Below are 16,939 nucleotides of genomic sequence, written 5' to 3' on the forward strand. Positions count from 1 at the left end.
TAAAAACCATCTTAGACCAATTTTAAAATTAGTTAAAATATTAATTGATGTTTTACCCATTTGCTGCAATGATGTCTAGCATTTTTTTAATGCTTTTATTATTGGAATAGCCAGATGTTTGACATCTTTCTAAACCTGCCAATGCTATTTTTTTTCGTTCATCTTCATTGATTAAATAATATTTACAGTGCTCTAAGAGTTCTTTGTTAGATGAAAAATAGACTGCTTCCTTTCCTTCTTCAAAAAGGTTTAAATGTTCATTTGTGCGTTCCGCTAACATAAAACCACCACAAGCGGGAATTTCCATTGTTCTAGTAGTTTGTTGGTCATAGTTTTTTTTACGTAAAAAGCATAGTGATATTTTAAAGGCTTGTAAAGCTTTTGAATAATCTTCTGAAAATATGGCCGGTAATATTGTTAAATAGGGTGAAGTACCTTTATAATTATTCCATTTTCCGTCTCCAAATACTTTAACTGGGATATTATTTTTAACAAGAAACAGAATGCTTTCACAACGCTCTTTTTCCCATGATCCTACAAATCCTACTTCTCCACCTAACCTTTTGATATCGATATCAGCTAATTTTCTAGGGTAGTGAAAAGAATCTTCATACATATTATCTATAAACTTTATGTTTTTTGCTCCAAGATTTTTCATCTCATTCAAAATGTATGATTTATTAGTAAAAATATAATCGTAATGAGGAATACATTGAAGATAGTTTAGACTTTGATTATGGCGTAAGGCCATATTATCTGGTGAGTAACTTATAATACTGGTTTTTGGAGATTTACATTTTATAAAGGTTAAGGTAGATTTGTTAATAGTTACCCCTTTATCTATCCAAACAATATCATATGTATTATGAGATACTAATTCTTTGATTTTCTTATTTACATTGGTATCATCGGGAAGTTTTACCGGAATTCCTTTTTGAAATAAATGATATGCGATTCTATGCCACAAATTGATTTTTGGCAATCCGGCTTCAATTTTATCAATAGTATCTGAATTATTTTGTAGTGCCCAATGTCTATGTAATGATGTACTACTTAAACTTCTGAACCAACCAATAGATAAAATCTTCATTTTAGTTTTTGAATTCTTGAAATTTATAGTTTAGCTGAGAAAGAAGTTCTTGTAATTCTTGTATACCTTTTAAAAACAAATCTTTTACTGACATTTGCATTAATCTACATGCATAAGGAATTACTAATAACACTAAAATAAAATCTAGGGAAATACTGCCTATTGCAGCACCAACTAAACCATATTGTTTTGATAAAACATATGATAGCAAAACAGATATTATTGCAACAATTACTCCGTATAATGCCATTTTATATGGCTTGTTCACAACACCAAAAACCATTTCTGCGGTCCACCAAAGTGCATTGAAAACCATGCCAGCTGTAAAGATGTACCACATAGCTTTTGGTATTTCCAATTCATTTTGTGTCCAAATATTATAGAACCATAATCCAAATAATGCTAACAAAATAAAGCCCAAAATAGAAAGGGATAAAATACCAAGTATTGAAACTCTAAATACCCTTTGTGCTGTTTTCCAATTACCTCTACCAATTTCAAATTGTAGTTCTGGAAAAACAGCTGTTTTTACCATGAATAATAGTTGGTTCAAAGACCTACTTAAGGTTCTAACGGTATTAAATGCGGCAACTGCTTCTGGTCCTAGAACAATTCTTACCACAAAGGTAGTTCCTTGAAAGTAGACGACCTGCCAAACTGGCGACATTAGATAACCTAATCCTTTTCGGGTAATGGACTTTAAAATGATTTTATCTTTTTTTCCGCGAAATGTTTTAAATAGACCCAGAATCTGCCTCCCTTTTATCCAATAAAAAATATTAAAGAGAATGGTTACAGTAAGTTGTGAAAGTGCAAATTCAACCACACCATACCCAAGTAGTAAAACACATAAACCTGCCAATAGGTTTAAAGTTGATTTTATGGTTAAAAAATTAATATTCAAAGCAGCTTTTTGAGCAGACCTAAAATACGATTCTATTAATTGATCGTAAAAATTTAATAGTCTTACAAAAATTAGTATGCTAACAGCTATTTTAGCATCTTGACTATTTATCAGCGATTTGTCAAAAAATTGAAAATGGTCTAAAACTAATATCCCTACAAAACTCAATACCATTGCGGCTATGATCATTGCCGTAATAACATACATGCCTGTTTTGCTAATGTCAGCAGCCTTTTGCTTGTCTCCGGCAGCAAAACTAAGTACAAAACTATTTGCCGCTGCAGTACCAAACCCCAAATCAGAGAATGCTATTACACTTGGTATTATTGTAAGTGTCAACCATTCACCATAATAGGCAGAACCCCATGAGGTAATGAAAAAAGGCACTAATAATAGTTGATCTAATATACGTACACCCTTTTGGAAAACAGATGCAATACCGTTTTTTAGAAGTCTTTTTCTTAATGACATTTGATGTTTTTTTACTATATATTGGTAGTTGTCAATTTTTTTTCTTCTTTACTAAACTAGTCATCATAATGCTTTAAAACTTGGTATGCTAGATTGTGTGGTATGTCAATGGTTGTTAAATAAAACCTCGGTACCCTTAATAATTTTATATAAACTTTATTCTACTAATATTAAAGTAGCTTTTAGATATAATATTTAATCTTTTTTTTAATATATGTAAAGTAAATTAACTGTGGTCATGACCATATGACGGACCTTCTTTAGTATCATTCAATAAAACCATTGTGTTTTTTAATTTCTCATTTTTGTAAACAGTTTCAATTGTCTTTAAATGTTCTTTATTGGTTACATCTTTTCTAACCACATAAATTGTACTGTCTATAAATTTATTTAATGCAAAAGCATCTGAAACTAAACCTATCGGTGGGGTATCTATGATGATACGGTCATAATTTTCTTTCAAATTTTTTAATAAACCATCAATACGTTTACTCAACATTAGGCGTCCAATATTAGAATTCACAACTCCTGACCCTATGAGCGATAAATTTTCTATAGAAGGATGTTTTTGTATTATAGTATTACTTGTTAATCCTTTTTTGATTATGAAGTCAGAAACACCAGGGGAGTTATCCATATTAAAATCAACCATTAATTGCGGTTCTCTTAAATCAAAAGCTATCAGTATTACTTTTTCGCCTAAAGAAGCCAATGTGACTGCTAAATTAGATGCTATAAAGGTTTTTCCCTCACCTTTTACAGTTGATGTAACCAATAAGGTTTGATTTTTTTCAGTCTTCTTAAGATAATCTAAATTGAAATGTAAAAGCTGAAAAAGTTCAGTAGTTGGTGATGTTCCTCTACTTTCATTATGAAGCAGAATTCCCTTTTTCTTACTTCTAGAAATTTCACCTAAAAAAGGAACTGATAAGCTTGTTGTTAGGTCTTCAACAGAAGTTACTTTGTTGTCCCAAGCATCCTTCACAAAAACCATAGAAAATGGCACTAATAATCCAAATAGTACACCAGTGAGGTAAAGTATTTTTTTGTTCGGACTTATTGGGAATTTTCCCGCTTGAGGATAGCTGACAATTCTTGTAGAGGATACTGGTGTGGCTAGTGATAATACCTCTTCTTCTCTTTTCTGCAACAAGAAAAGATATAAACCCTCTTTAGTACTCTTATCTCTGCTTATTTCTAATAATTTTTTTTCCATTCCAGGAACTCTAGCAATCCGAGCATCATAACGATTTGCATTGCTTAATAAGTTCTGACGGGCTATAGAGTACCCATTTTTAACGCTTCTTATATTTTGTAGAATTGATTCTCGTAAGTTGTTCAGTTTATCATTTAGATTCACTAAAACAGGATTGGAGGTAACAGCAGATTGTGATAATTGATTGCGTTCTAAAAGAGTAGTGTTATAGTTGTTTATTAGACTTGTCAAACTAGAATTATTTATAGAAAATGACCCTCCTATGGTAGATTCAGTAGTTCTACTCAATAATGATGTTTCAATATTGTCCAAAACCTTAATTTGGGTCTGATATTCTGCAACTTGTTTTTTGTATTCATTAGACTGCTGAATATAACTATCAGCATTTCTTGCTACATCGGTAACAACATTTTCAGATTTAAAATCTGCGACTGATGTTTCTACATCTTCAATTTCTCCTGATAATAACTTTAAACGCTTATCGATCATCTTAATCGTGTTCTCAGCCAATTCATTTTCGTATTTAATAGTTTTGTCAATATATGTTTCTACTAAACCTAAAAGAATGTCTTCACCTTTTTTCTGATGTCCGGCGATAAAATTTATGTTTAAAAGACTTCCTGTTTCATTATCTGGATGTACACTTAAGTTTTGCAAGAAGTTTGTAATAAGATCTTTCTTTTTTCCAACCACAAAATATAGCGGCTCTAAGTTGTCAACATCGGTAACTTCGTTTTTTAAAACAATAGTGAAAGTACCATAAGGTAAGGTTATCAATTCACCAAAATCATGCTTGGAATACAACTTTTTATCATTGTAGTCTGTATTTAATTCAAAGGTTTCCGAATCTAGAAAATTAACTGAAATTTGAAGACCATAAGCTAGACTGTCAGAAGTTTCATCGACTAAAATACGAACTGGTACATCCTCTCCATATATCTCAATATCTCTTATTTTCCCTTCTTTATAATAAGTTATATTAAATGTGTTTTTTGTTATAACCTCTTCCATAACTCCGGTCGAGGTTAGAATACCTATTTCGTCTTCAAGGCTGTTTGCAGTTTTTACTAATCCAAACTTTCCAAAATTGTTGTTTTCAACAAACCCCTGTCTAGATTCTGTATTTTTAATCAGAATTTTACCTTGAATTTCATATTCGGTTTGTGACCAGTACCTTATGTACATAAAGACTGTTACTACTGCCAACATTATGCAGATTGTAAAAAAAGACCAATATCTACTATATTTTGAGAATAAACTTCTAATATTCCATTGTTCCATATAACACTTTGTTTTTTATTAAAATCTACAAGGTTGCTAAACTATTAATAAGAGTCTACTGATCGATAAACAAGTTGTTGATTTTGTGGTTTTTAACTAAGTAAAACCTTACTTGAAAAATCAAATTTCAACTTACCATAAATATAGTTGCGACTTGTAATTTATTTAGATAATAGGATTTAGGGTATGACAAAGTCATACCCTAAATCCTATTAATTTTTAATCATTCTAATTGCTGTTGTTTTAATGGTATTATTTTCAATTATAATGGTATAAATTCCACTAGATAATTCATCTACATATATTTCCACTTCTTTGGAGTTCTTAAAATCTATTTCTAGATGTTTAACTAATAAACCGTTAGCAGAATAAATGAAGACTTCTTGATTTTCAGCATTTGAAATATTTGAAATATTTGAATGTATTACTAACAATTCATCAACAGGATTAGGATACAAAGAGAGTTGATAATTCTCTACAATTTTAGCTTTTAAAGCAGTACTTTTATTTGTGATACCATTATTTGGGCAAAGTTTTACAAAATCTAATAGGTTTGAAGAATCAATGTCACCATCAGATGCTTGTACTGGGGTTATTGTAAATTGAATTTCACTAACTCCATTTGGAACTTGATATTGACCACTATGAACAACCCATGATTGAGATGACGATACTGTTGCTATTACAGTTTGATTTCCAATAGGTCCTGCTGAAATACTAATGATATCAGTACCTTCTCGACCTTGATGAGAAAGCTCCCAATCTAGTAATTGACCCGGTGTTACCGAAACTATTTGATTATGATGATTGGCATCCATTTCAACAAATACATCTCCATCTGGAGCTATACGGCCTAAAAAGCCACTTTGACCTAACTCGAAGCTGCCACCTTGCGATATACCCCCTTGTTGTAATGCTATGCCGCCTGTAGTGAACCAACCTGGGAAATCATCATCAGTGTGTGTGTCAAGAAATTTAACGCCATTATTAACAATTCCCAAATCTTCAATTAAATCATAAGCACTGGCATATGCTGGATTGCTAGTTTCTTCAAAACTGCCGTTTATTAATAAACTTAATTCTCCAGATGCGCATTGACAATCACATATATTAGAATTATTGGCAAATATTTTCACAGACTCTGTATCATCATAATTTGCGTATGATAAAAGGTCAATGGTATTGGATGATAAAATAAACGGAGTGCCACCAAAGTCTAATTCTGGGTATAATTCAACAATAAATCCATCCTCAATCTGTGCCGAACCTATATCATTGGGAAGAATACCTTCAAGTGAAATATTGGGATAATTTCCTGTGTTGAGTAACCATGAGGATCCTGTATAGCCCATATTTTGAAAAAATGTAACTATGACAGGTCCCGTAGTTTCTGAGCTTTGATATATTTTAACAGATGATGCTTGGTCATTAAACCCTGAAGAAACCAAATTGGGTCCATTTTCCTCAAGAATGAGCACATCACCTCCAAAATCTTTTTCAGAATAAAGTTCAATAGTATAACCATCTTCAATCTGCACCGAAGATGCATCGTTATCATTGATTCCTTCCAAGGTTAGATCAGCATAATCGCCAACTCCCATTTCCCATAAGATACCACCGTAGTTAACATTTTGGAACAATGTAGCTACTTTTTGTTCGGTCGGTATTGTTGATTGATATACTTTAACTGATGATGCTCGATCGTCAAAACCGGAAGCTACTAAACTTATATTATTTTCTTCTATTATAAATACTTCGCCTCCGAAATCCTTTTCAGAAAATAGCTCAATCATGTAGCCCACTTCGATTTGTACCGATGATGCATCATTATCATTAATACCTTGTAAAGAAATGTCAGGATAATCTCCAACGGCAAGTTGCCAAGAAGATCCATTATAACCAGTATTTTGAAAAAGTGTTGCTACAGCGGGTCCTGTAGTTTCTGAACTTTGATATATTTTAACAGATGATGTTTGGTCATTAAATCCGGTAGAAACTAAGTTAGGACCGTTTTCCTCTAGAATGAATACATCTCCTCCAAAATCCTTTTCAGAATATAGTTCAATGATATAACCTTCTATAATTTGTATAGATGAAGCATCGTTATTATTAATTCCTTGAATAGTAATATCACGATATTCACCAGCCCCCATTTCCCATGAAGTTCCGGTATAGTTGATATTCTGGAACAAGGTTGCAATAACAGGATCAGTTGTTACTATTGATTCGTATATTTTAACAGAGGATGTACGATCGTCAAAACCAGCGGCGACTAGATTAGTATTGTTTGTCTCCATAATGAATACATCCCCTTCAAAATTCTTTTCGGAATACAATTCAATAGTGTAGCCTATCTCAATTTGTATAGATGAAGCATCGTTATCATTAATTCCTTGTAATGAAATGTCTGGATAATTACCAGCAGAAAGTTGCCATGCAGAACCACTATAATTTGTATTTTGAAAAAGTGTAACCACAGTTGTTCCTAGCGGTACTTCACTTTGATAAATCTTGACGGATGATGCTTGGTCGTTAAAGCCGGTTGAAACCAGGTTGGGTCCGTTTTGCTCAAGAACGAATACATCGCCACCAAAATCTTTTTCTGAAAACAGCTCAATTACATAGCCATCTAATATCTGTACCGATGATGCATCATTATCACTTATTCCTTGTAAAGTTAAGTCGGGATATTCACCCTCTTCCATAGCCCATGAAGTACCTGTATAATTGACATTTTGGAAAAGTGTGGCAACGACGTCTAATTCTGGCTCAAATACAATGATTTTAATTGATTCTGTGTCGTTATCAATGCCAAGTGATGTAAGGTTTTCAGAATCTGATGATAATATCACAGGAGTACCTCCAAAGTTTAATTCCGGGTATAATTCTACTGAAAAACCTTCTTCGACTTGCACCGAACTTATCGCATTCATTGTTAAGTCTTGAAGTGAAATATCAGCATATTCTCCTTCTTCTAGCTCCCAAGAATTGCCGCTATAATCGCTATCTTCATAAAATGTTGCCACTGTTGGTCCCGAAGGCACTACACTTTGATATATTTTAACAGATGATGCTTGGTCGTTAAAGCCTGTTGAAACCAAGTTGGGTCCATTTTGCTCAAGAACGAATACATCGCCATCAAAATCTTTTTCTGAAAACAGCTCAATTACATAACCTTCTAATATCTGTACCGATGATGCATCATTATCACTTATTCCTTGTAAAGTTAAGTCGGTATATTCACCCTCTTCCATAGCCCATGAAGTACCTGTATAATTGACATTTTGGAAAAGGGTGGCAATAACATCTAATTCTGGCTCAAATACAATGATTTTAATTGATTCTGTGTCGTTATCAATGCCAAGTGATGTAAGGTTTTCAGAATCTGATGATAATATCACAGGAGTACCTCCAAAGTTTAATTCTGGGTATAATTCTACTGAAAAACCTTCTTCGACTTGCACCGAACTTATCGCATTCATTGTTAAGTCTTGAAGTGAAATATCAGCATATTCTCCTTCTTCTAGCTCCCAAGAATTGCCGCTATAATCGCTATCTTCATAAAATGTTGCCACTGTTGGTCCCGAAGGCACTACACTTTGATATATTTTAACAGATGATGCTTGGTCGTTAAAGCCTGTTGAAACCAAGTTGGGTCCATTTTGCTCAAGAACGAATACATCGCCATCAAAATCTTTTTCTGAAAACAGCTCAATTACATAACCTTCTAATATCTGTACCGATGATGCATCATTATCACTTATTCCTTGTAAAGTTAAGTCGGTATATTCCCCTGCCTCCATAGCCCATGAAGTACCTGTATAATTGACATTTTGGAAAAGGGTGGCAACAACATCTAATTCTGGCTCAATTACAATGATTTTAATTGATTCTGTGTCGTTATCAATGCCAAGAGATGTAAGGTTTTCAGAGTCTGATGATAATATCACAGGAGTACCTCCAAAGTTTAATTCTGGGTATAATTCTACTGAAAAACCTTCTTCGACTTGCACTGAACTTACCTCGTTCAACGTTATGCCTTCTGTAGAAATATCTGGGTATTCTCCTTCCTGAAGAGGCCAAGAGTCGCCAGCATAATTATTGTTTTGATAAAAGGTCGCTACAATAGGTTCTGAGGATATTTCTGATGGATAGATTTTTATTGAAGATAACTTATCATTAAAATCGTAATGACCTAAAAAATTTGAATTTCCATCTAGGACTACCACTTCTCCTTCATAATCAATCTCTGAATACAATTCAACAATATAACCTTCATCTATCTGTAGTGAAGAGGCATCATTATTTGGTATATTCTCATAGGTAATCACTGGATAATTTCCTTCGCTAAGTTCCCAGCTAGTTCCATTGTAATCCGCATGTTGAAAAAGGGTTAGGACCGGAACGGCAAGTTCTCCATTAATAGCGTTAATATTCATTTCAATATTGAACTGGTACGTTCTATTTAAATGCGGTACAATAGAGTTTCCTTGAGGAATATATCCCATTACCAAATGGGGGTTAGAATTGGCATTGGCTTCATAAGATTGCCAAATATCATCGGTAGAACCTGATGTTATGGCAGGTATTAAACTATTATCGGTAGTTGAGCCAGACCCATCAGGATAAGCATCCATAAAACCTGGAGCTATACTTTCGCCAGGTTGTAAAATTACCGCATCATTAGAATGGTCACTGAAATTGAAAGTGTTATTGCCAATACCATACTCAGAAGGGGTTCGTGTTTGACCAATTGATACAACTTTAAAATCGTTTTCACCAAGAACTTTAACTATAAAAGGTGTTACTGGGTTGCCCAATCTACTGCCATAAAAGTTAAAATTTTCAAGGCATATACTTACGGAAATATCCTCGTTATTGGTGTATGACCCTGTTCTGCTTACATTTATATGAGGGCTATGGGCATCTAGAAAGTTGCCATCAGTTAAATTATCACTACCTAACAAGGCAGTATTTTCTTCGTTACAGTTTCCATTCAAGCTATTGATCCATGCTTCTACTAATTGTATAGCCTCGGTGTCTACCCTACCTTTTGCCAATGGTGGCATCATTGTAGAAAGGTCTAAAGAATTCAATCTAAAATGCACGTTTGACTGCGTAACCTCTCCGGGTACAATGGCTTTATTGCTTCCTGTCAAATCTTCTATAATATCGCCTTGTATTAATGCTTGTTCTGATAATGGTGTGCTGAAACGCAAATCAAAACTCGCCCTAGTATTTCCCGGTAGATGACAATAAGCGCAATTAGAGTCAAAATATGATCTTGCTCTAACTTCTAAAGATTGATTGTTATCATCAATACTAACTAGGGTAGGAACGTTTTCTAAATCTACTTCGGGAATAAAGCCTAATGCTGTCAAAGTTTCCAGTTGGTTAGATGTTCTACCAGTATATGGATACAATATTTCTTTATTTAATTGCCTAGTATTAAAACCCAACACCCATCCTGCAGTAGGGTTGTGACATTGAATACAAGTATTTGAAGCAGGATATTCATAGCCAAAGGTGTCGCCGTCAATCGTAATATTTTCATTGTCACCAAGTAAAAGTAGATCAGCTTCTAAACCATTACTTCTCCATTTGTAAGTACTACCAAACCACTCACCATCTTCACCATGAATCCACAAACGCGTTTCTAATTTGGTGCCGTTTGTATTATTGAATTGTTTAATGAATGTTGTACCAATAGGGAAAGTCCAATGCCCTTCTTCGTTATATCCAATTTGTTCAATAGTACTATTAACATTACCATCTTGTGGAATTGAGACCCAACGTTGTTTTTCTGTACCAGAGGACCACAGAGGATTGTTAACTCCATAAGGAATAACACCTGTCGTAGGAGTTAAGTTTTGTAAATCAGAAAAGATTCCTGTATCTGAAAGAAGTTTAGGTAGAGACTCATTTTCAGTATTTGAATTATTAACTATTTTGAATATTTTACCTCCACCAGCAACACCATTGGAAAGTTTGAGGACTATTATTTCATTATCGTGATTATAACCTAATGATGAAATGCCATTAAAAACAGATCCACCTACATTACTTATAACATCTACTTGGCCATAAGTGTTACCACCTGTGTGTGTTAGCGCATATACAGATCCGTTTGCATTATCACCAAATATATATTTTCCATATAGACTGGGGATAGCCGTACCCCTGTATACATAACCACCAATAACTGCGCTTCCTACAGATCCATCATATGCATAAAGGGGCTCTCTTTCTGTACCATAAAGTGGATTGGGCATATTTGTTGAGTTTCGATATCCATCTACAAAACCTTCTTTAATATTCCACTGAAAATTCAGACCAGGTTGATCCATTATATTTACTTCTTCCCATTTTGAAGCTCCTACATCACCTAACCAGAAATTGCCTGTAGGTGGATCATAGGTCATTCTAAAGGGTTGTCTAAGACCAATGGCGTAAAATTCTTCTAAAAACTCACCGGTTCCAGTGACCCAAGGGTTATCATTTGGTATATAATAACCTTGAGTATAAGATTGATCTAAATTTACAGGTGTATTACTATTATCGGGTTGCCTTTCTATTGGATGACTTATTGTTCCTCCTTGCATGTCTACATCTATTCGCCATACACCACTTCTAAAACGGTCATTAAGTAATTGTGTATGTGGAGTGGCCTCAACGCTATGAGTACCTTCATCACCAACCGAAACATATAAAAAACCATCTCCGTCAAAGGCAAGTCCGCTACCATCGTGACCTTTTGCAGTATCATACTGATTAATCATAATTAGTTCGCTACTAGGGTCAAAAGTAGTTCCTGTCCAAGTAAACCTACTTAATCTATCATAATAAGGTTCTGTCCAATCTGAATCTTCATTTTCCGTTTTATGTACATAATAAACATAGATATAATCTTTACCTAAACTTTTCCCGAAATCGGGGTGAAAGATTACATTTTGAAATCCACCATGTTTTTGACCAGTATTGCCACTATAAGTATAGTACCAACAACGGTCCTGAATATCCATAACCAAAGTACGTTCAGTAGTTTGGGCATTATCATTGTCTGGTATGGTGTAAAAACGACCGTCCATCTCAACTATCAATAATTTGTTCGTTTCTGGAAACGGTAAAATTGCTTGTGGTGATTCCCATTCAATATTGGTATGTATTTCTACTAGGTCAATATCTTCACTGGGTTTTGAATTAGGAAGATTACCGTTCATAAAAGGAGTAATAGCTTGAATGCTATCTAAACCGGGTTGAAAATAAATTACCGCCTTAAAACTTAAAAACGCTAAAGGTAAAAGCAATAATAACCATGATTTTTTCTGTGGGATAAATGATGTTCTCATAATTTTAGAGAGGTTATAATTAATGAAATACTAAAATGAAATTGGGAGAACTGATTTTTTATTGTTACAACTGTTTTTGGGGTACTTTTTTTTGCCTTATTTACAATAATGGATAATATTAAAAATTTTATATTACTGTGGTCAATACTTAATATGCTTTTTCTTCACCTTTAATAGCATTATAGACCGTGTAATAAATAATGGACAGATCTAGTTTTAATGACCATTTTTCCATGTAAAAAATATCGTATTGAACTCTATTTATAATGTCTGATTGCTTTATTATTTCACCTCTATAGCCTTTTATTTGAGCCAAACCTGTGATGCCAGGTTTAAGAAAGTGCCTTACTAAATATTTGTCTACCGAATTTTGATATTTTTCAGTATGTAAATGCATGTGTGGTCGTGGTCCAACTACGCTCATATGGCCTAGAAAAACATTTATGAACTGCGGTAGTTCGTCTATGCTTGTTCTTCTTAATATCCGCCCTAACTTAGTTACTCTCATATCGTTTTTACAGGCCATAAGAGTATCACAATCATTTGATCTTGTCATTGATCTATACTTATAGCATAAAAAAGTTTTTTTATTTAAGCCATGTCTGCTTTGTGTAAAGAATACAGGGCCTGGAGAATCAAATTTTTGTAAAATATAAATTAGAGGTGATAGCCAAGAAAGAATAAAAACAATGACAATACTAGAGAAAAATATATCGAAGCCACGTTTAACTAAATTAGCATACTCTAATTCTAAAGGTGAAGCTCTTAAGTCTAAAACAGGAACATTGCCGTATAGCTCTACTGACATCGCTCTTGTGAAAAACTCTTTATTGTCAGGTATAATTTTGATATGTTTAAAGGTATTATCGGTAATTCTTATTAGTTCTTTTATTTCGTTTTTAGTTAGTTGAGATGCAATACAGAATACTTCAGTAATATCATTTTCAAAAATATATTTGTAACATCTTTCTATTGGTCCTAAGTATGTGGGGCTTTTTGAATTTTTATTGTCAAAAAAACCAACGTACTCAAAGTTGTGATTTTTATTATCAAAAATTGCTCTTACTTTTTTTAGATTTTTATCCCAACCTACAACTACGACTTTGTTTGGTTTAGAGATTGACGAATAATAGATTTTTTTTATCCAATAAAAAAACATTCTAAAAACTAATAATTGTAAGCATATAAAGCCATAAACACCAAAAAGGTATACTATACTATAGGTTTTTGGTCCTAAAAAGGTAAATGAAGAAAAAAACACCAACCCGTATAATACAAAAACCCGTAAAAAATTAAGCGTTTTAGAAGTATTAGCTTGTCGTTTGGCATTTGAATAAAATTTAATACTATGAGTTACAAATAACCATCCCAAATTATAGTAAATAACCCCGGTAATGCCATATCTATATGTCTCAGCTGTAAAAAAATACAAAGTAACATTTATAGCAACTAGATGAATTAACAAAGAAATAGGTATTCCAAAATAGGATTTTTTCATGTTATTAAATTATATGTCAATGAACTAGTTAAAAATGGTTAATGAATACTATTTAAAAAAGTTAAATTGTATTTTTTGGATAGTAAAATCTAAGATTTAATAGGGATATTTTTTTGAAATTAAATGGGTTTTATTATTTGATTAAATTGTTGAATCTGATTAGATATAAAATTTTTATTCAAAGTAGTTATAGGTTGTATAACCGCCATTTTTCAGATATTGATCTTTTTGCATTAATTTCAAATCACTATTAACCATATCTTTTACTAGATCTTTTAATTCATATTCAGGAATCCAACCTAGTTTAGTATTGGCTTTAGTTGCATCGCCTATTAACAGTTCGACCTCTGTTGGTCTAAAATATTTTGGATCTACGTTTAGTACTTCTTTGCCAGTTTCTATTTTTAATTCTTTATTTGAGCATGATTTGACATATGCCTTTTCTTCGATGCCTTGACCTTTAAATTCTAATGTGATACCTAGTTCTTCAAATGCCATACGTACAAATTCTCTGACAGGTGTGGTAACCCCAGTGGCAATAACCCAATCTTCAGGTTCTTCTGCTTGTAGAATCATCCACATCATTCTTACGTAGTCTTTTGCGTGCCCCCAATCTCTTTGAGCATCTAAATTTCCTAAATAGAGTTTATCTTGTAAACCTAAAGCAATTCGAGCAGCAGCTCTGGTAATTTTTCTAGTTACGAAAGTTTCTCCTCTAATAGGGGATTCATGATTAAACAATATACCATTACAGGCATACATGTTATATGCTTCACGGTAATTAACTGTAATCCAAAATGCGTACATTTTTGCCACTGCATAAGGACTTCTTGGGTAAAATGGTGTTGTTTCAGATTGCGGCACTTCTTGTACTTTTCCGTACAGTTCTGATGTTGAAGCTTGATAAATTCTGGTTTTTTTTTCAAGTCCTAATAAGCGAACTGCATCTAAAATCCGAAGTGTTCCTAAACCATCGGCATTACCTGTATATTCAGGAACTTCAAAAGATACTTGTACATGACTCATCGCCGCTAGATTATATATTTCGTCGGGTTGAATTTCTTGAATTAAACGTATCAAGTTTGTACTATCAGTCATGTCTCCATAATGTAGAATGAAATTTCGATGTTCAACATGTGGATCTTGATATAAATGGTCTATACGATCTGTATTAAATAAAGATGCTCTTCTTTTTATGCCATGTACTTGATACCCTTTTTTAAGTAAGAATTCACTTAAATAGGCTCCATCTTGTCCAGTAATTCCTGTAATTAATGCTATTTTCATTGGTAAGGATTTAGAAATATTCTTAAAAAGAAAGTTTGTTGGTTCTGGAAATTTAACACAGCGCTCCGCATCGTAAGTCACAAAAATGTAGATTCACGGTAGTTATAATGTCAAATTCGAAGTATTTATATTACTTCTGAAAAATATATCTGGGGGAAGTTTAAATGTCAATGATTTCAAACAACTAAATGGGGAGAATTAAATAACAAAACAAACATATGTTGCTAAAAGATACATTCCAAAATAAAATGTTAACAAATTTAAAAATTACGGAATATGTATTTTTAGCAAATGTTTTAAGGCATATCGACAAATATTAGCGATAAAATCTATCAAAAAAATATAGCTAACTATTTGATATTTAAATTGGTAGAATTTTGAAATAGATTAAAGGTAGAATTGATCGATTATCTGCACAATTAATTATCACAAAATGAATTTGCAATACTTTCATGGTTTTGGAATAAAGAACATCACAGAAATCTGATGTATATTATACAAGATTCTTAATCTTCATATTAAGGACAACACCCATACCTTCTAAAATTAGTTTAACGCGGGTTTTGCCTATTTCTATGATTTCAGCTTTTTTGTTCTTTAAAGCTCCATTTTTAATGGCTACTCTATCGCCAGATTCTAATTTGGTTAGAGTGTAGTTTTCGACAGTATCGTTTGATAGCCATTTTTTTAAAGTTTCCATTTCAACCTCACGAACTATTGCGGGTTTACCCAGCCAAAATAAATAGCGAACAACCCCTGGCACTTCAAAGACTTTTTGTCTTTCGCATTCCGAAATATTTACAAAAACGTATGATTTAAATAATGGAACTTCTATTTTCTTTTTTCGATCGCTCCATTGCTTAATTTCTTTTATCATAGGGCAGTACACATCAATGTTTTGAATAGATAGTCTTTCGGCTACCTTTTTCTCATTTTTGGGTTTAACATAAAGTACATACCAGTTTTTAGACATATGGTCAAATGAATAGATTTTATAATAAGGTAACAAACTTTTTGCTTTTCTAGTATTTTAAGGACCTTAAAATATGAATATAATAACGGTAGTAAACCATTTTATCAAGCTAGAATATTTCGTTTTAGGAGTTTGGCTTATATTCTTAAATACTTCAAATAATTTAAGTGTAAGAAAAAGATTACTTAAATTATACTATTATTGCATTTAGCTCGTTTTATATAGAACCTCAAAATCTTATCGTCATATGTTTTTAAACCTATTTAAGTCTAGTTCCAAAGAAACGAATACGCAATCTCTTTCTAAAAATTCTGTTTCTAACGAGTTGAATTCTCTATTGAATGATTTAACGATTGATAGTCCGAATAAACGCAAAGATTCGAAAGTAGAAAGTTCTATTAAAGAAAAGGCTGTTAACGTAGTTTCTTCTTTAGAAAAACAAATTGAAGAGAATCAGATTCTATACGCGAAAATAATGCAAGAGCGTATGATGAGAACGCGAAGAAAATTAGTGTAATGGAGTATGTGTAGCACTATTTAATAATTCAATAAAGTAAAATATTTGTATATAAAAAAGCTCTCAATTTCTTGGGAGCTTTTAGCGGTCTGGACGGGACTTACTGATTTTTAATCTTATTTCCCTCTATTTTATTGTATTTAAGCTTGTTAGGTACTGTATATGCTATGTTTTTGAATAAGATGAAATTAGCTGAAATAAGACCAAATTAAATCTATTCGTCCCCTCATTCGTCCCCTATGATAGCTTTTTGTATATATTTGTACCATGTCAAAATGTAGGCTTCCCTAAAAATAGGACAGTTCATAATTCGAATTTACTAACTTTAAATTCAAACTGTCAAGATGAAAAAC

Annotated in this window: 8 protein-coding genes; 1 reads left to right on the forward strand and 7 read right to left on the reverse strand. The window is 32.8% G+C overall.

Annotation, left to right across the window (positions count from 1 at the left end):
- Positions 1 to 52: 52 nt before the first annotated feature.
- From Q0871_RS06385 to Q0871_RS06415, 7 genes are all read right to left on the reverse strand, one after another.
- Positions 53 to 1,090 (reverse strand): glycosyltransferase, encoded by a 1,038-nt coding sequence (locus tag Q0871_RS06385; protein ID WP_299319694.1) that lies wholly within the window; start codon positions 1,088 to 1,090, stop codon positions 53 to 55.
- Between the two features lies 1 nt (position 1,091).
- The gene (locus tag Q0871_RS06390; RefSeq protein ID WP_299319697.1) at positions 1,092 to 2,465 is read right to left on the reverse strand and encodes an MATE family efflux transporter; all 1,374 of its coding nucleotides are present in this window, start codon (positions 2,463 to 2,465) and stop codon (positions 1,092 to 1,094) included.
- 226 nt (positions 2,466 to 2,691) lie between these two features.
- The gene (locus tag Q0871_RS06395) at positions 2,692 to 4,890 is read right to left on the reverse strand and encodes a polysaccharide biosynthesis tyrosine autokinase (protein ID WP_299319732.1); all 2,199 of its coding nucleotides are present in this window, start codon (positions 4,888 to 4,890) and stop codon (positions 2,692 to 2,694) included.
- Between the two features lie 284 nt (positions 4,891 to 5,174).
- Positions 5,175 to 12,311, reverse strand: coding sequence for a beta/gamma crystallin-related protein (locus Q0871_RS06400; RefSeq protein WP_299319735.1), 7,137 nt, complete (start codon positions 12,309 to 12,311; stop codon positions 5,175 to 5,177).
- Between the two features lie 148 nt (positions 12,312 to 12,459).
- Complete coding sequence (locus Q0871_RS06405; RefSeq protein ID WP_299319739.1) at positions 12,460 to 13,809, reverse strand: exopolysaccharide biosynthesis polyprenyl glycosylphosphotransferase; 1,350 nt, start codon at positions 13,807 to 13,809, stop codon at positions 12,460 to 12,462.
- Positions 13,810 to 13,983: 174 nt separating this feature from the next.
- Positions 13,984 to 15,096, reverse strand: a complete 1,113-nt coding sequence (gene gmd, locus Q0871_RS06410; RefSeq protein ID WP_299319742.1) for a GDP-mannose 4,6-dehydratase — start codon at positions 15,094 to 15,096, stop codon at positions 13,984 to 13,986.
- A 493-nt stretch (positions 15,097 to 15,589) separates the two neighbouring features.
- Complete coding sequence (locus Q0871_RS06415) at positions 15,590 to 16,069, reverse strand: UpxY family transcription antiterminator (RefSeq protein WP_299319745.1); 480 nt, start codon at positions 16,067 to 16,069, stop codon at positions 15,590 to 15,592.
- A 247-nt stretch (positions 16,070 to 16,316) separates the two neighbouring features.
- Between Q0871_RS06415 and Q0871_RS06420 the strand changes: the two genes are divergently transcribed.
- Positions 16,317 to 16,586 carry a hypothetical protein gene (locus Q0871_RS06420; RefSeq protein ID WP_299319748.1) on the forward strand — a complete coding sequence of 90 codons (270 nt, stop codon included), beginning with the start codon at positions 16,317 to 16,319 and terminating at the stop codon, positions 16,584 to 16,586.
- Positions 16,587 to 16,939 lie beyond the last annotated feature (353 nt).

Origin of the sequence: uncultured Maribacter sp. (genome assembly GCF_947500985.1) — a bacterium.
Classification (GTDB): domain Bacteria; phylum Bacteroidota; class Bacteroidia; order Flavobacteriales; family Flavobacteriaceae; genus Maribacter.